This window comes from Xanthomonas sp. NCPPB 901 (assembly GCF_056725085.1).
Genome location: NZ_CM161511.1, coordinates 3,039,194 through 3,061,902 on the forward strand (window position 1 = coordinate 3,039,194; position 22,709 = coordinate 3,061,902).

The window sequence follows — 22,709 nt, forward strand, 5'->3', positions numbered from 1 at the left end:
GGACAGCAGATGCGAACGTAGGCGACATGCGCCGGCGCGCCTGGCAAGCGGCCAACAGACACGACAGCGCCACGACGCGCCGCCAGCCGCGCGCTCACACCATGCTCACGTCCTGCACGCCGCGCGCTTCACTCATGCTTGATCGGCGTTTCAGTAGAACACGGCGACGCCAGGCCCCTACGCGCGGGGCCATGGCCTGTGCGCTACGCCCGCCACGCGCGCAGCCAATAACCGCCCTCAAGATCCCCGGAACGCGGCCGATACAGGTGCGGGCATCTTGCCCGAGGTCCCCCGCTCAACCGTGTTCGCGTTGCAGGCCCTGCGGCAACGACGCCGGTTGCGCCGCTCTCTCGCATCTTCAGGAGATCCCGCGTGTCTTTTCATCATCTCACCGTCACCAAGCGCCTGGCAATCGGCTTCTGCGGCGTGATCGCCATGTTATTGCTGGTCGGCATCACCAGCCTGATCGGCTTCCGCAAGTTCACCAGCGCCGCGGCGCTGGACGCGCACACCTACAAGGTCATCACCCTCGGCGACCGCATGCTGGTGAGCCTGCTCAACATCGAGAGCGGCGCGCGCGGCTTCGCGCTGACCCGCGACCCGGCCTACCTGGCACCGTTCGAACTGGGCGAACGCGAGTTCCGCGCGCAGTGGCAGGAGTCCAAGCAGCTGACCGCGGACAACGCGGCGCAGCAAGCGCGCCTGCAGACCCTGATGCAGGACTACACGCAATTCATGGCGACCAAGCGCAAGGCGGTGGAGCACATGCGCGTCACCGCCGCCGACAGCGACGACGCCCAGCTGGACGCGTTCCAGACCGTCGGCAAGCAGCAGATGGACGGGCTGCGCGCCACCATCGGCCAGTACGAGGACGCCGAACGCGCGCTGCTGCAGGTGCGCAAGGCCGAGAGCGAGGCGCGTGCGCAGTCCGGCGAGTGGACCAGCCTGGGCGGCATGCTGATCGGCATCGTCGCCGCGATCCTGCTCGGCCTGCTGGTGCGCAACAGCCTGATGCGCCAGCTCGGCGGCGAACCGGCCTACGCCGCCGATGTGGTGCGCCGCATCGCCAGCGGCGACCTGTCGCAGGACGTGCGCCTGCGCACGCAGACGCCATCGCTGCTCAACGACATGCGGCAGATGCAGGAAGAACTGCGCACGGTGATCCAGGCGCAGACCGAGATGGCCCGGCAGCATGCCGCCGGCCAGATCAGCTTCCGCATGGACGAGGCGCGTTTCCCGGGCGACTACGGACGCATGGTGCGCGACACCAACGCGTTGGTGCACAGCCATATCGCGGTCAACCAGCGGGTGATCGCGCTGATGGGCGAGTACGCCGAAGGCGACCTCAGCCGCGACCTGGAGCAGTTCCCGGGCGAGATGGCGATCCTGACCGAGACCATGGCCAAGGTGAAGCGCAACCTCGGCGCGATCAACCACGAGATCGACCTGCTGGTGCGCGCCGCCGCGCAGGGCGACTTCTCCCGCCGCGGCGAGGAGCAACGCTTCCGCCACGCCTTCCGCGGCATGGTCGCCAACCTCAACACCATGATGACCGGCACCGAGACCAACTTGGCGGCGCTGTCGCAGTTGTTGCGCGCGATCGCCGCCGGCGACCTGACCCACACCATGCAGGGCGACTTCCACGGCGTGTTCGCGCAGATGCGCGACGACGCCAACGCCACCGTCGCGCAGCTGACCGACATGGTCAGCCGCATCCAGCAGGCCGCGGCCAGCATCGACACCGCCGCAGGCGAGATCGCCAGCGGCAACGACGACCTGTCGCGCCGCACCGAGCAGCAGGCCGCCAGCCTGGAGGAAACCGCGGCCTCGATGGAAGAACTGACCGCCACGGTGAAGCAGAACACCGAGCATGCGCGCCAGGCCAACCAGCTGGCGGCCGGCGCCGCGTCGGTGGCCTCGCAGGGCGGCACGGTGGTCGGCCAGGTGGTGACCACCATGGACGGCATCGAGGCCGCCTCCAAGAAGATCGCCGACATCATCGGCGTGATCGACGGCATCGCCTTCCAGACCAACATCCTGGCGCTCAATGCCGCGGTCGAAGCCGCCCGCGCCGGCGAACAGGGTCGCGGCTTCGCGGTGGTCGCCAGCGAAGTGCGCGCCCTCGCCCAGCGTTCGGCCAGCGCCGCCAAGGAGATCAAGACGCTGATCGACGACTCGGTCGAGCGGGTGAGTGCGGGCTCGGCCCTGGTCGCGCAGGCCGGCACGACAATGCAGGACATCGTGGCCTCGGTGCAGCGCGTGACCGACATCATGGGCGAGATCGCCGCCGCCTCGCAGGAGCAGTCGGCCGGCATCGAACAGGTCAACCAGACCGTCACCCAGATGGACCAGACCACCCAGCAGAACGCCGCGCTGGTCGAGGAAGCCACCGCCGCGGCACGCGCGATGGAACAGCAGGCCGGCGAGTTGGTGGAGATCGTCGGCCAGTTCCAGGTACGCAGCGAGACCTACCCGGTGGTGGCGCAACTGGTCGCCCGCGCCACCGCCAACGCGGCCTAGGCGTTACACCCCGCGCGGCACGGACGCCGCGCAGGAGCGGGCCGTCATCGACGACCCAGCTCGCGACGCCGGAAGGCGCTGCAGGCCGGCCAACGCGCGGCAGGAGCGGCTTCAACCGCGACGCGCTATCGGTAACGCGTCGCGGCTGAAGCCGCTCCTGCCGCAAAGCGGATGTCGCCCCGCCCGCGCCGGAAGACCCCGCATCCGCACAAAGAAAAAGCCGCGCATCCGCGCGGCTTTCTTGTTCGCAGGAGGGCGTGTTTCAGGACCAGGAAATCCCGCTTTGACGATTCCCCATTCCCGATTCCCCACTCCCCGCCCTCAGGGCCGACGCGCCAACGCCTCCACATCCTTCGACTTCGGCAGCAGGTCCTGCTTGGTGACCTGGAACGGACCGATCGACAGCAGCGGCACGGCCACGATCACCGAGGACACCACCACCACCACCGCGCCGATCATGTGGGTCAGCGCCAGGCCTTCCATCGACTCGCCGCCGTACAGGTACAGCGCCAGCGCCGACAGGAAGAACATCACCGCGGTGATCACGGTGCGCGACAGGGTCTGGTTGATCGACCGGTTCAGCACCTCGATCGGCTCCACGCGCAGGCTGCGGAAGTTCTCGCGCACGCGGTCGAACACCACGATGATGTCGTTGATCGCAAAGCCCATCACCGACAGCAGGCCGGCCAGCACGGTCAGGTCGAATTCGCGGCCGGTCACCGACACGTAGGCCACCGTGACCAGCAGGTCGAACAGCGCGGTCACGCTGGCCACCACCGCGAACTTCCACTCGAAGCGGAAGGCGATGTAGATCAGGAAGCCGACCAGCATGAACACCGTGGCATAGACGCCGTTCAACGCCAGGTCCTTGCCGACCTGCGGGCCGACGAACTCGCCCGGCTTGACCGTGGCCGGGTTCTGCGGCGTGCTCACCGCCTTGCGCACCTGTTCGGCGAGGTTCTTGGTGATGTCCTCGTTGTTGTGCTCGCCCTGCGGCTGCAGGCGGATCACCACCTCGTTGCCGCTGCCGACGTTCTGCACCTGCGCGTTGTCGAAACCGGCCTTGGCCAGCTGCTCGCGCACCTGGTCCACGTCGACCGGCTTCTGGAAGCTGGTCTGCACCAGCGCGCCGCCGGTGAACTCCAGCGCGTAGTTGAAGCCCTTGGCGAAGATCACCGCGAACGAGGCCAGCGCCAGCACCAGCATCAGCACCAGGGTCGGGCGCCGAAAGCGCATGAAGTCGATCTTGGTGTCGTTGGGGATCAGGTGAAGCGGGAAGATTTTCATGGGAGACCGCTCTGCGTTTTTTTGGAACCCGCGCCTATCGGCGCGGGGTCGTGCGGAAGGTGGCGTGCGCGGCTCAGATCGCCACGGACTTGAGCTTCTTGCGACGGCCGTAGATCAGCACCGCCAGCGCGCGCGACACGGTGATCGCGGTGAACATCGAGGCGAAGATGCCGATGATCATGGTCAGCGCGAAGCCCTTCAGCGGGCCGGTACCGAACGCGTACAGCGCCACGCCGACGATCAGGCCGGTGAGGTTGGCGTCGAGGATGGTGCCGCCGGCCTTCTCGTAGCCGGCGGCGATCGCCGACTTCGGCGGCACGCCCAGGCGCAGCTCTTCGCGGATACGCTCGTTGATCAGCACGTTGGCGTCCACCGACAGGCCGACCGACAGCGCCAGGCCGGCGAAGCCCGGCAAGGTCATGGTGGCGCCGAACAGCGACATCACCGAGACCACGATCAGCAGGTTCATCAGCAGCGCCACCGAGGTGATCAGGCCGAACATGCGGTAGTACACGCTGAAGAACACCAGGGTGAACAGGAACGCGTAGACCACCGCGGTGATGCCGCGCTCCACGTTCTCCGCACCCAGGCTGGGACCGATCACGTATTCCTCGACGAAGTCCATCGGCGCGGCCAGCGAACCGGCGCGCAGCAGCTTGGCCAGGTTCTCGGCTTCGGTCTTCTCCAGGCCGGTGGTCTGGAAGTTCTTGCCGAACACGCCGGCGATGCGGGTCGGCGCCAGCGCCTCCTCGCTGACCCGCACGCTGCGCACTTCCTTGCCGTCGACCATGGTCACGGTGGGAATGCGCTCGATGTAGACCACCGACATCAGCTTGCCGGTATTGGCGCTGGTGTAGTCGAACATGCGCTGGCCGGCGGCGTTGTTCAGCGTCACCGCCACGGCCGGCATGCCGTTCTGGTCGGTGCTGACGGTGGCGTTGACCATCTGGTCGCCGGACACCAGCACGCGCTTGCTCAGCAGCACCGGGGCGCCGCTGTCGCGCAGGCGGTAGACCTTGGCGTCGGGCGGGATGTTGCCGGTGCGCACCGCATCCTCGGCATTGCCGTCGACCACGCCGCGGAACTCCAGCGTGGCGGTGGCGCCGATCATGCGCTTGGCCTCGGCGGTGTCCTGCACGCCCGGCAGTTCGACCACGATGCGGTCGTCGCCCTGGCGCTGGATGATCGGCTCGGCCACGCCCAGCTGGTTGACGCGGTTGCGCAGCGTGGTCAGGTTCTGCTCGATGGCGCCGGCGGCGATCTGCTTCAGCTCGGCGTCGGGCACGGTCACGGCGATGGTCTGCCCGGACACCGCGTAGCTCAGGGTCGGCTGCGCCTTGGCGATGGCGGCGCGCGCGGCACTGGCGTCCACGCCCTCGCCCAGGATCACCTGGATGCTGTTGTCCGGACGGCGTTCGACCGAACGGTAAGCCAGGCGGTTGTCGCGCAGGGTGGTGCGGATGTCCTCGGCGAAGGCGTCCAGGCGCTTTTCCAGCGCCGCCTTCTGGTCCACCTGCAAGGCGAAGTGCACGCCGCCGACCAGGTCCAGGCCCAGCACCATCGGCTTGCCGCCCAGCCGCGACAGCCAGTCCGGCACGGTCGAGGCCAGGTTCAGCGCCACCGTGTAGTTCTCGCCCACCTGCTGGCGCAGCACGTCGTTGGCACGGGTCTGCGCCTGCAGGTTCGGCAGGCGCACCATCAGGCTGTCGCCTTCCTTGTCGACCCGCTTCGGGGTGATCCCGGCCGCCTTCAGGTCGGCGAGGACCCGCTCGCGCAGGGCGTCGTCGATCTTGCCGCCGCGGCTTGCGGTGATCTGGACCGACGGATCCTTCTGGTACACGTTGGGCAGCGCGTACAACGCGCTCAACGCCAGCACGATCAGGATGAGGACATACTTCCAGCGCGGAAACTCGAGCATTGCGGGACCCCGCACGACGCCACGCCGGCGTCGCGCCTAGCAGTAGGAGAAATGGATCAGGCGGACTTCAGGGTGCCCTTCGGCAGGACATTGCCGACGGCGCCCTTCTGCACGCGGATGCGCACGTTGTCGGCCACTTCGATGGTGACGAAGTTGTCGCCGATATCGGTGACCACGCCGGCCACGCCGCCGGTGGTGATGACCTCATCGCCGCGGCCGAGCTTGTCCAGCATCGACTTGTGTTCCTTCTGGCGCTTCATCTGCGGCCGGATCATCACGAAGTACATCACCGCGATCAGGATGATCGGCAGCAGGAACATCTGCAGGCCGCCACCGGCCGGGGCGGTGCCGCCGGCGGTCTGGGCCTGGGCGACGGGGATCAGGAAATCGAGCGGATTCATCGGGTGCGTCCTATGGTTTGGGCAGCCCGCCGCCCTTGGGGGCACGGACCGCTGGTTTGCCTTGAGGCGACAAGCAGCCGCCGATTATGCCACGATCTTCCCCTCCCCCCGGGAACGGCCGCGGCGCCCGCTCCCCGCCTCACTGCCAGGCCATGGTCCCCTTCTCGGGGGAAGGTGCTGTGCAGCGGCGGATGAGGGGACGAGCGAAGCCTGGTGCAGTCGAAATGACACGAGGCTTCGCCCGGACCCTCACCCCACCCCCTCTCCCGGGAGGAGAGGGGCTTCAGCCTTGCTCCGACGGGAGCGGCGTGGCTTCGACCCCGCGCGCCGCATAGAAAGACCGCCGGAACTGGGCAAAGGTTCCCGCGGCGATCGCCGCGCGCATGTCGGCCATCAGCTTCTGGTAGTACCAGAGGTTGTGCAGGGTGCCCAGCATCGGCGCCAGCATCTCGTTGCAGCGGTCCAGGTGGCGCAGGTAGGCGCGGGTGTAGCCGCTGCTGCAGGCATGGCAGCCGCAGCCCGGCTCGATCGGGTCCAGGTCGCGCTCGTACTTGGCGTTGCGGATGCGTACCGTGCCGAACGTGGTGAAATAGTGGCCGTTGCGCGCGTTGCGGGTCGGCATCACGCAGTCGAACATGTCCACGCCGCGGGCCACGCCCTCGACCAGGTCCTCCGGCCGGCCCACGCCCATCAGGTAGCGCGGGCGGTCGCCCGGCAGGCGCGGATGCAGGTGCTCGAGCATGGCGTTGCGCTCGTGCTCCGGCTCGCCCACCGCCAGGCCGCCGATCGCGTAGCCGTCGAAGCCGATCGCCTGCAGGCCCTCGATCGAGCGGCTGCGCAGGTCCGCATGCACCCCGCCCTGGACGATGCCGAACAGCGCCGCGTCGTTGCCCAGCGCGTCGTGCGCGTCGCGCGAGCGCTGCGCCCAGCGCAGGCTCAGTTCCATCGAACGCCGCGCCACGTCCTCGGTGGCCGGATACGGGGTGCACTCGTCGAAGATCATCACGATGTCCGAATCGAGCACGCGCTGGATCTTCATGCTCTCCTCCGGCCCCAGGAACACCTTGGCGCCGTCGGTCGGCGAGGCGAAGGTGACGCCCTGCTCGCTGATCTTGCGCCGGTGCGCCAGCGAGAACACCTGGAAACCGCCGGAATCGGTCAGGATCGGCCCATCCCAGCGGGCGAAGCCGTGCAGGCCGCCGTGGTCGCCGATCACGTCCAGGCCCGGCCGCAGGTACAGGTGGAAGGTGTTGCCGAGGATGATCTGCGCGCCCAGCGCCTTGATCTGCTCGGGCAGCACGCCCTTGACCGAGCCGTAGGTGCCCACCGGCATGAACGCGGGGGTCTCGACCGTCCCGCGCGGGAAGGTCAGGCGGCCGCGGCGCGCGGCGCCGTCGGTGGTGTGGAGCTGGAACTGCAATCGGGACATGGTCTGGCGAACGTCGGTAAGCCGCGCATTGTCGCATTGCCGGGCCGCCGGCGCCGAACCGGCGGATGCCATCATTCCCTAGCGGCCTCTCTGCATGCCGGCCGGCGCCCGGAGGTGCCGACCAGTTGGGCCCCCTACTCGGCCGCGACGAAACCGCCGGTCTGGCGCGCCCACAGCCGCGCGTACAGGCCGCCGCGGGCGACCAGTTCGGCATGGGTGCCGGTCTCGACGATGGCACCGCGGTCCATCACCACCAGCCGGTCCATTCGCGCGATGGTCGAGAGCCGGTGGGCGATCGCGATCACCGTCTTGCCGGCCATCAACTCGTCCAGGCTGTCCTGGATCGCCGCTTCCACTTCCGAATCCAGCGCCGAGGTGGCTTCGTCCAGGATCAGGATCGGCGCGTCCTTGAGCAGCACGCGGGCGATGGCGATGCGCTGGCGCTGGCCGCCGGACAGCTTGACCCCGCGCTCGCCGACCTGCGCGTCGTAGCCGCGCTGGCCCTCACCGTCCTGCAGTTGCTCGATGAACTCGTCGGCACGTGCCTTGGCCACCGCCGCGCGCAGCTGCGCCTCGCTGGCGTCGGGACGGCCGTACAGCAGGTTGTCGCGGATCGAACGGTGCAGCAGCGAGGTGTCCTGGGTGACCAGGCCGATCTGCTGGCGCAGGCTCTCCTGGGTGACTCCGGCGATGTCCTGGCCGTCGATCAGGATGCGGCCCTGCTCCAGGTCGTACAGCCGCAGCAGCACGTTGACCAGGGTCGACTTGCCGGCGCCGGAGGGCCCGACCAGGCCGATCTTCTCGCCCGCGCGCACCTGCAGGTCGAGCCCGGCGATGACCCCGCCGCGCTTGCCGTAGTGGAAGTGGATGTGCTCGAAGCGCACCTCGCCGCGCTGCACCCGCAGCGGCACCGCGTCGGCGCGGTCCTGCACCTGCGCCGGCTGCGCGATGGTCTCCATGCCGTCCTGCACCGCGCCGATGTCCTCGAAGATGCCGTTGACCGTCCACATGATCCAGCCGGACATGTTGTGGATGCGGATCACCAGGCCGGTGGCCAGGGTGATCGCGCCCACGCTGATCTGGCCACGGCTCCACAGCCACAGCGCCAGCCCGCAGGTCACCGCGATCAGGAAGCCGTTGATGATGGCAATGGCGCTGTCCATCGCCGTGGTCATGCGGGTCTGCCCGCGGTGCTTGACCGCCAGTTCGTCGATCGCCTCGCGCACGTAGGCCTGCTCACGCCCGGCGTGCGAGAACAGCTTGAGCGTGGCGATGTTGGTGTAGCCGTCGACGATGCGGCCCATCGCCTTGGAGCGCGCGTCCGAGGCGATCCAGGCGCGCTGCTTCATCCGCGGCACGAAATAGACCATCAGCCCCACGTAGACCAGCACCCAGACCAGCAGCGGCGCCATCAGCCAGGGATCGGCCTGCGCGAACAGGTACAGCGCGCTGCCGGTATAGACGACGATGTACCAGAGCGCATCGACCATCTGCACCGCCGACTCGCGCAGCGAGGTGCCGGTCTGCATCACCCGGTTGGCGATGCGTCCGGCGAAGTCGTTCTGGAAGAACCCCAGGCTCTGCCGCACCACGTAGTTGTGCATCAGCCAGCGCGCACGGTTGCTCAGGCCGGGCACGATGGCCTGGTTCACCAGCAGGTTGTGCAGGGCCACGAACAGCGGCCGCGCCAGCAGCACGACGAACGCCATCCACAGCAGTTCGCCGGCATGGCGCTGGAAGAAGTCCGGCCCCGGCTGCTCGGCGACCATGTCGACGATGCGGCCGAGGAAGTCGAACATCGCCACTTCCACCAGTGCCAGCGCCAGACCGGCCAGCAGCGTGGCCAGCAGCAGCGGCCACAGCGGGCGCAGATAGTGCAGATAGAAGCGCACCACCCCGCGCGGCGGCATCTGCGTCTCGACCTTCGGGAAGACCTCGACCAGGGACTCGAACCAGCGGAACATCGCCACGCCACGCTTGAAAAGGGGCGTCAGGGTAGCGTATTCGGCGTCATGCTTCGTGACGCTGTGAATGGGGAGTGGGGAATGGGGAATCGCAAAAGCGGCTGCCTGTGCGCATCGTTTCCCCTTGCAGGAGCGGCTTCAGCCGCAACGCGGTAGGGCCGGGATTGGGGAGTGGGGAGTGGGGGTTCGCGACAGCGGCTTCCCATGCGCATCGCTCCTACCAGTCCCTATTCCCCATTCCCTATTCCCGATTCCCAGCAGTCACTCCACCGGCGTCAGCAGCAAATCCTGGAAATCGAAGCTGAAATCGGTCAAGGGCGAGATCGCCTGCATGCGCGCCTCGCGCACCTTGCCGTCGGGCGTCAGCGCAAAATTGACGAAGGCGTCGGCGTTGAGCGAGCGGTCGCGCCAGCGCACGATGAAGGTGTCGTGCTGCCAGTGCTCCAGGGTGCCGACCAGTTGCGCGGTCTTGCTGAACTGCAGTTCCAGGTGCTTGCCCTGCTGGCGCAGCACCACGTCGCCGTACCACGGGTCGCGGTAGGTGCCGGCGTAGCCGGACAGCGGCAGCGACGGGGTGGACTTCGCATCACGCGCGGCCACGTGCTTGGCCCAGTCCTCGTCGGCGTTGGCGTCGGCCTTGGCCACGGCCTTGGCGTAGGCGGCGGTCCAGTCGGTCGCCGGCGCGCCCAGGTAGGCGTCGAGCACCCGCAGGGTGATCGCGTTGAACGCGGCGCCGACTTCCTGGTTGGTCAGCACGATCACGCCCAGCTTGCGCTCCGGCACCAGGGTCAGCCGCGAGACCATGCCCGGCCAGCCGCCGGTGTGCCAGACCAGCTTGGCGCCACGGTAGTCGCTCAGGCTCCAGCCCTCGCCGTAGCCGGCGAAGTTCGGCTTGGCCGGCAGCAGTTCCGGCACGCTCGGCTCGGACACGGCGATCGGCGTGATCATCTGCCACATCTCCTGCTGGCGCTGCGCGCTGAACAGCTGACGTTCCTGGCCGTCGGCCGACGGCAGGCGCCCGCCGTCGAGCTGCACCTGCATCCACTTGGCCATGTCGTGCACGTTGGCGTAGATGCCGCCGGCGCCGGAATTGTTGGACCAGGTCAGTGGCGCCACCGTGCGCAGCGCGCGGAAGTCGAACTTGGCGTGGCCGACCGCGGCCTCGTCGCCCGGCTGCAGGTGGTCGCTGTTGATGCGCGCGCCGGTCATGCCCACCGGCACGAAGATGCGCTGGCGCACGAAGTCGGCGTAGCTCTGCCCGGAAACCTGCTCGATCAGCTTCTGCGCCACCGCGTACAGGATGTTGTCGTAGGCGTAGCGGTCGCGGAAGCCACCCTTCAGCGGCACGTGCGCCAGGCGCCGCACCACTTCTTCGTTGCTGTAACTGGTGGCCGGCCAGAACAGCAGGTCGCCCGCCCCCAGGCTCAGGCCGCTGCGATGGCTGAGCAGGTCGCGCACGCGCATCTCGCGGGTGACGTAGGCGTCGGACATCTGGAACCACGGCAGGTGGTCCACCACCCGGTCCTCGAGCTTGAGCTTGCCTTCGTCGGCCAGGATCGACAGCGCCGCGGAGGTGAAGGCCTTGGTGTTGGAGGCGATGGCGAACAGGGTCTGCGCGTCCACCGGTTCCGGCTTGCCGAGTTCGCGCACGCCGTAGCCGCGCTCCAGCACCACCTTGCCGTCCTGGACGATGGCGATGGCGATGCCGGGCACATCGAACTGCTTGCGCACACGCTCCACCTGCGCGTCCAAATCCTGCAGCCCCGGCGGCAACGCGGCCGGGGCCGGCGCGGGAGCCGCGGCGGGGACAGGCGCCTGCGCCTGCACGGTGGCGCTCATCGCCAGCAACAGGCCGCAGCCCATCGAAATGTTCTTCAACTGCATCGCTCCTGAAGAGGGAAACCAAGGCCGCACGCCGCCGCGCGCGTACTCGGCGAGTGTAGAGCCTGCCGGGCCCGTTGCGGCGGAGCCACGCTGCGTCGCGGCGCTGCCGCGCGCTGCCGGCTGCGGTCCCGGTGGGCGCCGGCGCTGGCGGTCCGGCTCGCAAGACGCGGCCAGCACGACTCCGCGGCGCCCCACCCTCCGCGCGCGCGTGCCGGCATCGCGCACGTCGCGAACGCACCGCGGCCGCGCACCGCCCGTGGCCCCGCAAGCGCGCGATTCCCGCGACGACACCCGGCAACGCCGCGCTGCGGCACAATCGCCCCCCGCCTGCAGCCGGACACGCCCGCATGAACGACCTCTTCGACTCCGCCCCGGCCGCGCCGGACGGCATCCGCGTCGGCATCGGCGGCTGGACCTATGCGCCGTGGCGCGGCGGCGCCTTCTATCCGCAGGGCCTGGTGCAGCGTCGCGAACTGGAATACGCCAGCCGCCACGTCACCAGCATCGAGATCAACGGCACCTACTACGGCGCGCAGAAGCCGCAGACCTATGCGCGCTGGCGCGACGAGACACCGCCGGGCTTCCTGTTCTCGGCCAAGGCGCCCAAGCGCATCACCGCGCTGCGGCGACTGGCCGGCGCCGGCCCGCAGATCGAGGACTTCGTCGGCGGCATCGCCAGCCTCGGCGACCGCCTCGGCCCGCTGCTGTGGCAGTTCGAGCACGGCCATCGCCTGGACCTGGACGAGCTGGCCGCGTTCCTGGACCTGCTGCCGCGCGCGATCGACGGACGCCGGCTGCGCCACGTGCTGGAAGTGCGCGATCCGGCCTGCGTCGGCCCGGCCCTGCTGCAACTGACCCGCCGGCACGGCGTGGCCACGGTGTTCACCGATTCCCCCGAGTTCCCTTCCTTCGCCGACCTGGGCGCCGACTTCGTCTACGCGCGGCTGATGCGTAGCCGCGCCGACGTCGCCCATGGCTACCCGCCCAAGGCGCTGCAGGCCTGGGCCGCGCGCGCCCAGGCCTGGCGCCGCGGCGAAGACCTGCAGGAACTGCCGCATGCCGATGCGACGGTGGCCGCCGCCACGCCGCGCGAGGTCTTCGTCTACTTCATCAGCGCCGCCAAGGAACGCAATCCCGCCGCGGCGATGGCCCTGCTGAAGCTCCTGGGGTCCGCCGCCCAGGCGTGACGCGCTCGGCCGCACGCACGCGACGCCCGGCACAGCGCAATCGCGACGCTGAACGCAGTGGCCGCAAGACGCTGAACCGGGCATCGACCGCGCGGTGCCGGCGACACCCGGCCGTCGCCGCGCCGCGGTACAACACCGCCCGTCCGGCACCATCGCCGGTCCGCGGCCGCCGGCCGCGCCCCCACATACGGAGCCCCTCGATGCGGATCAAGCGCACGCTCGAACGTCTTCCCGGCGGCATGATGCTGGCGCCGCTGCTGCTCGGCGCCCTCTGCCACACCCTGTGGCCGCAGGCCGGCGCCTGGTTCGGCTCGTTCACCCAGGGCCTGATCGGCGGGCTGGTGCCGATCCTGGCGGTGTGGTGCTTCTGCCTGGGCGCCTCGATCCGGCTGCGCAGCGGCGGCCGCGTGCTGCGCGCCTCCGGCGTGCTGGTGCTGACCAAGATCGCGGTGGCGTGGCTGAGTGCGGTGATCGCCGCGCGCCTGCTGCCGCCGGGCGGCATCGTCTCCGGCATCTGGAGCGGCCTGTCGGTGTTGGCGCTGGTGGCGGCGATGGACATGACCAATGCCGGCCTGTTCGCCGCGCTGATGCAGCAGTACGGCCGCCACGGCGAGGCCGGCGCGATGGCGCTGATGTCGCTGGAATCCGGACCGCTGGTGACCATGCTGATCCTCGGCAGTGCCGGCGTCGCCCACTTCGAACCGCGGTTGCTGCTCGGCGCGGTGCTGCCGCTGCTGGCCGGTTTCGCGCTCGGCAACCTGGACCCGGCGCTGCGCGCGCTGTTCGCGCGCGCGGTGCCGGCGCTGATTCCGTTCTTCGCCTTCGCCCTGGGCAACACCCTGGACCTGCGCATGGTCGCCCACGCCGGCGTGGCTGGGGTCGCACTGGGCCTGCTGGTGATCGTCGCGACCGGGATCCCGCTGCTGCTGGCCGATCGCTGGCTGGCCGGCGGCAACGGCAGCGCCGGCCTGGCCGCCTCCAGCACCGCCGGCGCGGCGGTGGCCACGCCGGCACTGGTGGCGGCGGTGGCGCCGCAGTTCCAGGCCGCCGCGCCCGCCGCGACCGCACTGGTGGCGACGTCCGTGGTGGTCACGGCCCTGCTGGTGCCGCCGCTGACCGCCGCCTATGCGCGCAGGATGGCGCGGGCCGCGTCGCCATCCGCACCGCACGCCTGACCGCGCGTCCCGGCATCCGACCGCCGCGCGACGGTTTGCGCGACAATACGCGGATGCCGATGCCCCCCACCACCAAAGCCCAGCTGCAAATCCATTTCTGCGTCCTGCTGTGGGGGATCACCGCGATCCTCGGCAAGCTGATCACCCTGCCCGCGCTGCCGCTGGTGTGGTGGCGGATGCTGATGGTGGTGGCCGCGCTGGCCCTGCTGCCAAGAGTGTGGCGCGGGCTGGCGGCGCTGACGCCGAAACTGGCGCTCGGCTACGCGGTGGTCGGTGCCCTGGTCGGCCTGCACTGGCTGACCTTCTACGGCGCGATCAAGCTGGCCAACGCCTCGGTCGCGGCGACCTGCATCGCACTGGCGCCGGTGTTCACCGCGGTGATCGAACCCTGGGTGGCGAAACGGCCGTTCCGCCCCAGCGAACTGGCCTTCGGCCTGGCGGTGTTGCCGGGCGTGGCCCTGGTGGTCGGCGGGGTGCCGCACGGGATGCGCGCCGGCGTGGCGGTCGGTGCGGTGTCGGCGCTGCTGGTGGCGGCGTTCGGCTCGCTCAACAAGCGCCTGGTCGACCACGCCGATCCGCTGACCGTGACCGCACTGGAACTGGGTGCCGGCACCCTGACCCTGACCGCGCTGGCGCCGTTGCTGCCGTTCGTGCTGCCGGCCCTGAGCGGGCCGTTGCTGGTGCTGCCCAGCCTGCACGACACCGCGCTGCTGCTCGCGCTGGCGCTGCTGTGCACGCTGCTGCCGTTCGCCCTGGCCCTGGTCGCGCTGCGCCGGCTCAGCGCCTACGCGGTGCAACTGGTCACCAACCTGGAACCGGTCTACGCGATCGTGTTCGCGATCGTGCTGCTGGACGAGCAGCGCCAGCTCACCGGGCTGTTCTACCTCGGCGTGGCGGTGATCCTGGGCGCGGTGTTCCTGCATCCGCTGCTGACCCGCGCGCGTCCGCTCCAGCACCCGGAGCTGCTGGCGACCTGCGAAGCGAAGAACGCGGTGGAGTGAGCGCTGGCGCGCTCCCGCCGGGAGTGGGGATTCGCGATTGGGGATTCGCCTTGAGCCGCGGGGCTGCCACAGGCAAAGGCCATCGCAGGAGCGGCTTCAGCCGCGCCCCATGACGGCGGGGGATCGCGCTCGCTTCCGCAGGCGCGCGCCCTTGGCAACGACTCAGGCCGCCAGCGACACGCAATCGCGGCCGGCGCGCTTGGCCTGGTACAGGCCCTGGTCGGCGCGCTTGAGCAGTTGCTCGGCGCTCTCGCGCGGCTGCAGGGTCGCCACGCCGATGCTGGCGGTGAGCCGCACGCCGAGCTGCAGCAGGCTGACGTCGTGGCGCAGGCGCTCGCACAGGCGCACCGCCTGCGCCGCGTCCAGCCCCGTCAACAACAGCGCGAACTCCTCGCCGCCGTAGCGCGCCACCACGCTGTCCGGCGCCATCCGCGTACGCAGCATGTCGGCCAGCGCCAGCAGCACCTCGTCGCCCTTGTCGTGGCCGTGCAGGTCGTTGACGCTCTTGAAGTAGTCCGGATCCAGGATCGCCACGCTGAGCGGCGCGGCGACCAGTTGCGCCGCCTCGGCGTGGACCATCAACGCGGTGGCGAAGGCACGGCGGTTGAGCAGGCCGGTCAGCGGATCGGTGCGCGCCTGCTCCAGCAGTTCGGCGTTGAGCGATTCCAGCGAATCCTGGTACTGCAGCAACTGCTGCTCGTACCAGGCGCGCTCGCGCAGTTGCAGCGCCAGCGCATGGCTGGTGCGGCGCAGCTCGATCAGCTGCATCACCTGCCGCGACAGCGCCTGCAGCGCCTCCAGCTGCGCCGGCAGCAGGGTGCGCGGCTGATTGTCGAGCACGCACACGGTGCCGACCGGCAGGCCGTCGCGGGTCAGCAGCGGCGCGCCCGCGTAGAACCGCACCCCGCCTTCGGTGACCAGCGGATTGTGCTGGAAACGCGCATCGGCGGTGGCGTCGGCGACCACCATGACCTGTTCCGGAGTCAGAATCGTGTGCCCGCAGAACGACTCGTCGCGCGCGGTGCTCAACAGGCATACGTTGCGCTGCGCCTTGAGCCATTGGCGCTCGTCGTCGACCAGCGAGATCAGCGCCGAAGGCGTACCGCACAGCTTGGCGGCGATGTCGACCAGATCGTCGTAGGACGCTTCCGGTTCGGTATCGAGAATCTGCAACGCATGCAGCGCCTGCAGGCGTGCGGCTTCGTTGTCGGGCTTGCGAGGCTTGATCACGGAGTACCCGGCGGAAGCGACGGTTGGCGTTGCGCAGTATCGCCCAATCCGCAGCGGACGCCAGCCCTGGCGGGCGTCTTGTCTGCGCAATCGGGCCGCGCGGCGGCGGCCGGCCGCCGACACTGCGACGCGGTTACCACTCCTGGCGCTGCGGCAGCAGGCCGTGCAGCTCCTGCTCGGTGAGATTGCGCCACTGGCCCGGCTTCAGCGCGCCGAGCTTGATGTTGTCGATGCGCACGCGGCGCAGTTGGGTGACGCGGTAGTCGAACGCGGCGGCCATCAGCCGGATCTGCCGGTTGAGGCCCTGCTCCAGCACGATGCGGAAGCCGAACTTGGCGATCCGCGCGGTGCGGCACGGCAGCGTCATCTGGTCGTGCACGCGCACGCCGCGCGCCATGCCGCGCAGGAATTCGTCGGTGACCGGCTTGTTCACCGCCACCAGGTATTCCTTCTGGTGGCGGTTCTCCGCGCGCAGGATCTCGTTGACGATGTCGCCGTTGCTGGTCATCAGGATCAGCCCCTCGGACTCCTTGTCCAGGCGCCCGATCGGGAAGATGCGCTGCTCGTGGCCGACGAAGTCGACGATGTTGCCCTTGACCTGGCTCTCGGTGGTGCAGGTCACCCCGACCGGCTTGTTCAGCGCGATGTAGACGTGGCGGCGGCCGCTCTTGGCCTTGGCGCGCGCGCGCAGCGGCTGCCCATCGACCTTGACTTCGTCGCCCTCGCCCACCACCGACCCGACCCCGCCGGGCATGCCGTTGACGGTGACGCGGCGCGCGGCGATCAGCCGATCGGCCTCGCGGCGCGAGCAAAAGCCGGTCTCGGCGATGTGCTTGTTGAGGCGGGTGGACATGGGCTGGGAGTGGGGAATCGGGAATGGGGAATGGCAACAGCGGGCGACTGCCGCCTGGGGCAATGGTCAGCTTCGGGAAGGAAGGCAGGGAGCGGCAGCGGGGACGCCCCCCCCATTCCCGATTCCCTCCTCCCTATTCCCAGCTTCTCAGCGCTTCGGCGGCCCCTTGCGCGGCGGGCGGTCGGCGGCGAAGCGGCCGGCCGGGCGCGGGCCGGCGGCGTTGGGCTTGCCGCCGGGCTTGCTGGTACGGGCGAACTTCGGCTTGAACGGCGCGCTGCCGGCATCGTCGCCCTCGAGCTTGCGCATCTGCAGTTGCTGGCCGGAGACCCAGACCTTCTTCAGGTGCGTCAGCAGCTCGCGCGGCATGTCCGCCGGCAGGTCCAGGACCGAGTGGTCGTCATGGATGTCGATGCGGCCGATGTACTTGCTTTCCAGCCCGGCTTCGTTGGCGATCGCGCCGACGATGTTGGCCGGCTTGACCCCGTGCTGGTGGCCGACCTCGATGCGGTAGGTCTCCATGCCCACTTCCGGCGCGCCGCGCGGCGCTTTCGGCGCCTTGTCGCGGCGCGGCGCCTCGAAGCTGCCGACGTCGCGGTGGTAGTCGAAATCCTCGCCACGCGCGGCCGGCGCCGGACGCGCCGGGCGCTCGCCGTCGTCGCGGCGCGGCGCACGCGCCTCGCGCTCGAACTTCGGCTCGAAACGGGGGCGCTCCGGGCGCTCGCCACGCTCGCTGCGTTCGGGCCGCTCGCGGCGCTCGAAGCGTTCGCCCTGCGGCGGACGCGGACGATCCGGGGCCAGCAGTAGCGGCGTATCGCCCTGCAGCAGGCGCGCCAGCGCCGCGGCCACTTCCACCATCGGCACGTTCTTCTCGGCCTCGAACTTCTGCAGCAGGTCGCGGTACATGTCGATGCCGCCAGCGGCGATGGTCTCGCTGATCTTCTCCATGAAGCGGCTCACGCGCTGGTCGTTGACCGCGTCCACGCTCGGCAGCTGCATTTCCTCGATCGGCTGGCGGGTGGCGCGCTCGATCGCGCGCAGCATGCCGCGCTCGCGCGGGCTGACGAACAGGATCGCCTCGCCGCTGCGCCCGGCACGGCCGGTGCGGCCGATGCGGTGCACATAGCTTTCGGTGTCGTAGGGGATGTCGTAGTTCAGCACGTGGCTGATCCGCTCCACGTCCAGGCCGCGCGCGGCCACGTCGGTGGCGACCAGGATGTCGAGCTTGCCGTCCTTGAGCTGCTGGATCACCCGCTCGCGCTGCGCCTGCTGGATGTCGCCGTTGATCGCCGCCGCGGCCAGGCCGCGCGCCTGCAGCTTCTGCGCCAGTTCGTCGGTGCCGGCCTTGGTGCGGGCGAAGATGATCATCGCGTCGAACGGCTCGACCTCCAGGATCCGGGTCAGCGCGTCGAGCTTGTGCAGCCCGCTCACCGCCCAGTAGCGCTGGCGGATGTTGGCCGAGGTGGTGGTCTTGGAGGCGATGATCACCTCGGCCGGGTCGTTCAGATAGGTCTGCGCGATGCGCTTGATCGCCGACGGCATGGTCGCCGAGAACAGCGCCACCTGGCGCGAGTCCGGCAGCTTCTTCAGCACCGCCTCGACGTCGTCGATGAAGCCCATGCGCAGCATTTCGTCGGCTTCGTCGAGCACCAGCGTCTTCAGCTCGGACAGGTCCAGGGTGCCGCGGTCCAGATGGTCGATCACCCGCCCCGGGGTCCCCACCACCACGTGCACGCCGCGCTTGAGCGCCGACAGCTGCTGCACGTAGGGCTGGCCGCCGTACACCGGCAGCACCTGGAAGCCGGGGATCGCCGCGGCGTAGCGGTGGAACGCCTCGGCCACCTGGATCGCCAGTTCGCGGGTCGGCGCCAGCACCAGCGCCTGCGGCTTGCGCTGGTCGAAATCCAGCCGCGACAGGATCGGCAGCGCGAACGCGGCGGTCTTGCCGGTGCCGGTCTGCGCCTGGCCGAGCAGGTCGCGGCCGGTCAGCAACGCCGGGATGGTGGCGGCCTGGATCGGCGACGGCGACTCGTAGCCGACGTCGGCGACCGCCTTCATCACAGCAGGGGAGAGGCCGAGATCTGCGAACAGCAGCGGCGCGGGGGTATCTTGGGACATGGGAGACTCCGGGGGCGCCGCAGAGAACCGGCAGGCGCAAAGAAGCCCCTATTGTGCGCCCTGCCGGGCCGCATGTCGAAAGCAGGTGAACGACACCGTTCAGGCGTGACCCGCTCCGCACTGCCGGATGCGGGCGCTGGCGGCCGGCCGCGGGAGGCCCGGCGCAGCAGCCCGCCGCGCCGAGGACAGCGCGCGGCGCGCAACATGGCGGGCGTTTTGCCCGCGAATGACCGACAATGGGCGCCGATTTCCGAAAAGCCCCCCAATGCAGACCATCGATCTCCAGCTAGAAAGCGACTACGTGGAACTCAAGCACCTGTTGAAACTGACCGGCCTGTGCGACAGCGGCGGCGCGGCCAAGGCCGTGATCAGCGAAGGCCAGGTGCGCGTGGACGGCGAGGTCGAACTGCGCAAGGCCTGCAAGGTCCGCGCGGGCCAGGTGGTGCAGTTGGGCGAGGTGCAGGTGCAGGTGCTCGGCAAGGCATGACCGCCGCCGGCGCAGCCGCCCCGCCACGCGCCGGCCGGCTGCGCCGTGCACCGCGAGTCGCCGGGCGATGCTGATCGCGCTCGGCATCCGCAACATCGCGCCATCCGCGGAGGATCCGCACCACGACGTGTACACGGCGCACCTCGATCCCGACGCGGCGCGGCCGTTCTGCCTGGGCCAGTCCATCCGCGGCGGACATGCCGAGCGCGGCGGCTCCATCCACCTGGCGCTGGACGAACTGGAAGCCTGGCCCGGCGACTGGCGCCAGCATCTGCGCCATGCCGGCTGCGCATGGGCCATCGCCCCGATCGACGCGGCGCAGCGCTCCGGCGACCTGCAAGGCGCCCTCGCCCAGCGCGTCGCCGTTGCGGCGCAACGGCGTGCGACCTGAGGTTGCTGGGCCCAGGCTGCTCGTCGTAGTTGTGCGTAGGAGCGGCTTCAGCCGCGACAGGCGTTCCCGTTGAAGCCCGTCGCGGCTGAAGCCGCTCCCACAGGAACGCGCACAACGGGCTCGGCCCTGGCGACAACCGTCCCGCCGCAGGCCGCATCGCATGCGCCGACGCGTTCCTCCTCTCGCCGCGCGCCTGTCCTCAGCGCGCCACCGCCGCCACCCGCTGGGTCAGGTGCGCCGCGATCGCCCGCTTGAACGGCGCGACCCGGTCGGCCACGCGCAGCGCTGCACCGCGCAGGGCCCGCGCCGGCAGGCGGTCGTCGGTGTACAGCGCGGCGATCGCATTGGTCGCCTCGTACAGCGGCCGCGTGGCCAGGCGGTGCCCGCGCTGGTAGCCGGCCAGCAAGGCCGGCGCGGCGATGTCGCCACCGCGCGCGACCGCGTCGTGCAGCGCGCGCGCCAGCCGCGCCTGGCTCTGCAGGCCGAAGTTGAACCCATGCGCGGTCACCGGATGCATGCCGACCGCGGCGTCGCCGATCAACGCATAGCGCTCGGCGACGAAGCGCTGCGCGTACACCGCCACCAGCGGATACGCCTGCGGCCGCAGCAGCGGCGTCATCGCGCCCAGGCGATGCTCGAAGCAGGCGCCGATCTCCGCCCCCAGCGCCGCCTCGTCCATCTCCAGCAGCGCCTGCGCGCGCTCCGGCGGCAGGGTCAGCACCGCCGAGGCCTCGTTGCCGTGCAACGGCAGCAGGGCCATGGTCCGGCCGTAACCGAACCACTCCCAGGCGGTCTGATGGTGCGGACGTGCGTGGCGCACCCGGCACACCACCATGGTGCGGCCGAAATCGCGGAGCTGCGCGCCGATCCCGCTCATGCGCCGGGTGCTGGAGAAGCGGCTGTCGGCCGCCACCACCAGGCGCGCCGTCACGCTGCGCCCGTCGGAGAGCTGCAGCTGCGCCTGGCGCGCGTCGCGGCGCAGCGCCTGCACCGAGACGCCGTCGAGCAGGCGCAGGCCGGGCTGGTCCTGCACCGCGGCGAACGCGGCGCGGCGGATCAGGTGATTGGGCACCAGCCAGCCGAGATCGCCGCGGCCGCCCTCGCCTGCCGCGAAGGTCAGCGCGAACGGCGAGGAGCCGTTCATCACCCGCGCATCGCGCAGCGGCGCGATCGCCTGCGGGTCGATCCGCGCCCACAGGTCCAGCCGCTCCAGCAGCGCGCGCGAGGCATGGGTCAGGGCGATCTCGCGGCCGTCGAAGGCGGCCTCGGCCAACGCCGCGCGCGGCTGCGGCTCGATCAGCGCCAGCGACAGGCCGCTGCCGGCCAATGAGCGGGCGAAGCACAGGCCGGCAGGGCCGGCCCCGACGATGGCGATATCCACTTGCATGCGGCGACTCCGTGATCGGACCCGCCCAGGATACGACCAGCGCGCACCGCGGCCTTGATCTGGATCAGCGCCGCGACGATCGGTCGCAGCCGGCGGCGCTCAGAACAGCGCCCATACCAGTTGCAGGATCGCCCACAGCGACACCACCCACACCAGGCTGCGCACGTACGGCACGCCCGCCGCGTACAGCGGCACGTAGGCGACCCGCGCCCAGAAGTAGATCTGCGCCGACAGCGCGGTGTGCGCATCGCCCTTGCCCAGCGCCGCCACCGCCACCGCCGCGGCGGCGAAGAACGGGAAGGTCTCCAGGAAGTTGCGCAGCGCGCGGTCCAGGCGCCCGGCCACGCCGGCCGGCGGCGGCTGCGGCGCATCGCGCGCGCCGGCGTTCCACTTCAAGCCGCGCTGCGCGGTGACGAAGGCGGAAGCGAGCAGCAATTGCGCGATCCCGAGCAGGATCGCCCAGGCCAGCATGCGGATTTCGATGGGCATCGGAGTTTCGCCGGGAAAGGGAAGACGGCGCGCAGCATGCCGCTCAATCGGGCATGGCGACGTGATAGCCGACCAGGCGCCAGGTCTTGTCCTCGTCCAGCCGCAACGACACCAGCTCGCGCACCGGCTGCGGCGCGTTGGCGAAGCGGCTGGGGAAGCTGATGTTGACGTAGGTGCCCGGCGGCACCTGCGAGCCGGCGGCGTACTGCACCCGCGCCACGCTGGCGACGCCGCGGCCGAGCAACGCGCCCAGCCGCGCCCGCGCGGCGTCGACTTCGCGCACGAACACCGCGCGCGTCACCGCCTTCTTCGCCACCGCCGAGGCGCCGTCCCACAGTTCGCCGGTGCGCCCGGCATCGACCAGTTGCGCGGCGCGCAGCCCGGCCTGGGCCATCTGCGCATCCTGCTTGGCCAGCGGCCCGGGCGCGGGCGCGGCGGCGCCGGCATGGCGCGGTGCCGGTTTCGGCACGGCCGCGGGCGCGGCAGGCGGCGTGGCGGACGTCGCGGCAGGCGCTGCAGGCGCAGTGGACGGCACCGGTGCGGCGGTCTGCGCGGAGGCGGCGCCGGCAATCAGCGCCAACAGGACGACGGGCAGGCGAAACGGGACGGACGTGGGCAAGGACATCGCTCGGCAGCGGCGGTGGCCGCAGTCTACGCCGTCGTCGCGGGCCAGCGCAGCGGCGCCTACGGCGCTTCCTCGCCAGGGACCGCCGCGGCCGGGGCGGCGTAGCGCTGGCGGTGCCAGGCGCGCCAACTGGCCCACAGCGCCCAGGCGGTGGCCGCGAGCAGGCCGAACAGGCTCAGCAGCGAACCGGTCCGCGCCAGCCAGGGCGCATGCAGGCCGTTGGCGACGTGCAGCAGCACTTCGGCGAGCACGAAGCCGCCCAGCGCCAGCAGCGCCGGGGGCAGATACAGCCGCAGCATCAAGCGGGTTCCGGCGGCCATGCGCGCGCTCCGGGGAGGGTTGCCGCGGACGCTAGCGCCGCCTGGA

At 70.4% G+C, this 22,709-nt stretch carries 19 protein-coding genes; 6 read left to right on the plus strand and 13 right to left on the minus strand.

Annotated elements, in window-relative coordinates; genetic code table 11:
* The first annotated feature begins 372 nt into the window (after positions 1 to 372).
* Complete coding sequence (locus tag AC1PME_RS12770) at positions 373 to 2,520, plus strand: methyl-accepting chemotaxis protein (RefSeq protein ID WP_481096060.1); 2,148 nt, start codon at positions 373 to 375, stop codon at positions 2,518 to 2,520.
* 321 nt (positions 2,521 to 2,841) lie between these two features.
* Here the strand turns inward: AC1PME_RS12770 and secF are convergent, their stop codons facing one another.
* The 6 genes from secF to AC1PME_RS12800 all read right to left on the minus strand — a co-directional run bounded on the left by secF (position 2,842) and on the right by AC1PME_RS12800 (position 11,358).
* Complete coding sequence (secF, locus tag AC1PME_RS12775) at positions 2,842 to 3,807, minus strand: protein translocase subunit SecF (protein ID WP_254458368.1); 966 nt, start codon at positions 3,805 to 3,807, stop codon at positions 2,842 to 2,844.
* A 73-nt stretch (positions 3,808 to 3,880) separates the two neighbouring features.
* Positions 3,881 to 5,725 carry a protein translocase subunit SecD gene (secD, locus tag AC1PME_RS12780; RefSeq protein ID WP_481096061.1) on the minus strand — a complete coding sequence of 615 codons (1,845 nt, stop codon included), beginning with the start codon at positions 5,723 to 5,725 and terminating at the stop codon, positions 3,881 to 3,883.
* 56 nt (positions 5,726 to 5,781) lie between these two features.
* A complete protein-coding gene (gene yajC, locus AC1PME_RS12785) occupies positions 5,782 to 6,126 on the minus strand; it encodes a preprotein translocase subunit YajC (RefSeq protein ID WP_254458370.1) in 345 nt (114 codons plus the stop codon).
* Between the two features lie 283 nt (positions 6,127 to 6,409).
* Positions 6,410 to 7,555, minus strand: a complete 1,146-nt coding sequence (gene tgt / locus AC1PME_RS12790; protein ID WP_254458371.1) for a tRNA guanosine(34) transglycosylase Tgt — start codon at positions 7,553 to 7,555, stop codon at positions 6,410 to 6,412.
* Between the two features lie 134 nt (positions 7,556 to 7,689).
* On the minus strand, positions 7,690 to 9,519 hold the full coding sequence (locus AC1PME_RS12795) for an ABC transporter ATP-binding protein (RefSeq protein ID WP_481096062.1): 1,830 nt from the start codon (positions 9,517 to 9,519) through the stop codon (positions 7,690 to 7,692).
* A gap of 261 nt (positions 9,520 to 9,780) precedes the next feature.
* Positions 9,781 to 11,358, minus strand: a complete 1,578-nt coding sequence (locus tag AC1PME_RS12800; protein WP_481098115.1) for a serine hydrolase — start codon at positions 11,356 to 11,358, stop codon at positions 9,781 to 9,783.
* Positions 11,359 to 11,750: 392 nt separating this feature from the next.
* Between AC1PME_RS12800 and AC1PME_RS12805 the strand changes: the two genes are divergently transcribed.
* The 3 genes from AC1PME_RS12805 to AC1PME_RS12815 all read left to right on the plus strand — a co-directional run bounded on the left by AC1PME_RS12805 (position 11,751) and on the right by AC1PME_RS12815 (position 14,766).
* Positions 11,751 to 12,590, plus strand: coding sequence for a DUF72 domain-containing protein (locus tag AC1PME_RS12805; protein WP_254458374.1), 840 nt, complete (start codon positions 11,751 to 11,753; stop codon positions 12,588 to 12,590).
* A gap of 200 nt (positions 12,591 to 12,790) precedes the next feature.
* Positions 12,791 to 13,765, plus strand: coding sequence for a 2-keto-3-deoxygluconate permease (locus AC1PME_RS12810; protein ID WP_254458375.1), 975 nt, complete (start codon positions 12,791 to 12,793; stop codon positions 13,763 to 13,765).
* A 53-nt stretch (positions 13,766 to 13,818) separates the two neighbouring features.
* The gene (locus AC1PME_RS12815; RefSeq protein ID WP_254458376.1) at positions 13,819 to 14,766 is read left to right on the plus strand and encodes a DMT family transporter; all 948 of its coding nucleotides are present in this window, start codon (positions 13,819 to 13,821) and stop codon (positions 14,764 to 14,766) included.
* A gap of 162 nt (positions 14,767 to 14,928) precedes the next feature.
* On the opposite strand, the gene AC1PME_RS12820 is transcribed toward AC1PME_RS12815, so the two are convergent.
* From AC1PME_RS12820 to AC1PME_RS12830, 3 genes are all read right to left on the minus strand, one after another.
* The gene (locus AC1PME_RS12820; RefSeq protein WP_254458377.1) at positions 14,929 to 15,996 is read right to left on the minus strand and encodes a GGDEF domain-containing protein; all 1,068 of its coding nucleotides are present in this window, start codon (positions 15,994 to 15,996) and stop codon (positions 14,929 to 14,931) included.
* Between the two features lie 133 nt (positions 15,997 to 16,129).
* A complete protein-coding gene (locus AC1PME_RS12825; protein ID WP_254458378.1) occupies positions 16,130 to 16,849 on the minus strand; it encodes a pseudouridine synthase in 720 nt (239 codons plus the stop codon).
* Positions 16,850 to 16,996: 147 nt separating this feature from the next.
* A complete protein-coding gene (locus AC1PME_RS12830) occupies positions 16,997 to 18,964 on the minus strand; it encodes a DEAD/DEAH box helicase (protein ID WP_481096063.1) in 1,968 nt (655 codons plus the stop codon).
* Positions 18,965 to 19,229: 265 nt separating this feature from the next.
* Here AC1PME_RS12830 and AC1PME_RS12835 point away from each other — a divergent pair, with 265 nt between their 5' ends.
* A complete protein-coding gene (locus AC1PME_RS12835) occupies positions 19,230 to 19,451 on the plus strand; it encodes an RNA-binding S4 domain-containing protein (protein ID WP_307551112.1) in 222 nt (73 codons plus the stop codon).
* Positions 19,452 to 19,518: 67 nt separating this feature from the next.
* The gene (locus AC1PME_RS12840; protein WP_481096064.1) at positions 19,519 to 19,842 is read left to right on the plus strand and encodes a hypothetical protein; all 324 of its coding nucleotides are present in this window, start codon (positions 19,519 to 19,521) and stop codon (positions 19,840 to 19,842) included.
* Positions 19,843 to 20,041: 199 nt separating this feature from the next.
* Here the strand turns inward: AC1PME_RS12840 and ubiM are convergent, their stop codons facing one another.
* From ubiM to AC1PME_RS12860, 4 genes are all read right to left on the minus strand, one after another.
* Positions 20,042 to 21,229, minus strand: coding sequence for a 5-demethoxyubiquinol-8 5-hydroxylase UbiM (gene ubiM / locus AC1PME_RS12845; protein WP_481096065.1), 1,188 nt, complete (start codon positions 21,227 to 21,229; stop codon positions 20,042 to 20,044).
* 99 nt (positions 21,230 to 21,328) lie between these two features.
* A complete protein-coding gene (locus AC1PME_RS12850) occupies positions 21,329 to 21,718 on the minus strand; it encodes an MAPEG family protein (RefSeq protein WP_254458383.1) in 390 nt (129 codons plus the stop codon).
* Positions 21,719 to 21,761: 43 nt separating this feature from the next.
* Positions 21,762 to 22,337: a DUF4019 domain-containing protein gene (locus tag AC1PME_RS12855; RefSeq protein ID WP_481096066.1), complete on the minus strand. Its 576-nt coding sequence runs from the start codon at positions 22,335 to 22,337 to the stop codon at positions 21,762 to 21,764.
* Between the two features lie 65 nt (positions 22,338 to 22,402).
* Positions 22,403 to 22,663: a hypothetical protein gene (locus tag AC1PME_RS12860; RefSeq protein ID WP_307551118.1), complete on the minus strand. Its 261-nt coding sequence runs from the start codon at positions 22,661 to 22,663 to the stop codon at positions 22,403 to 22,405.
* Between the last annotated feature and the right edge of the window lie 46 nt (positions 22,664 to 22,709).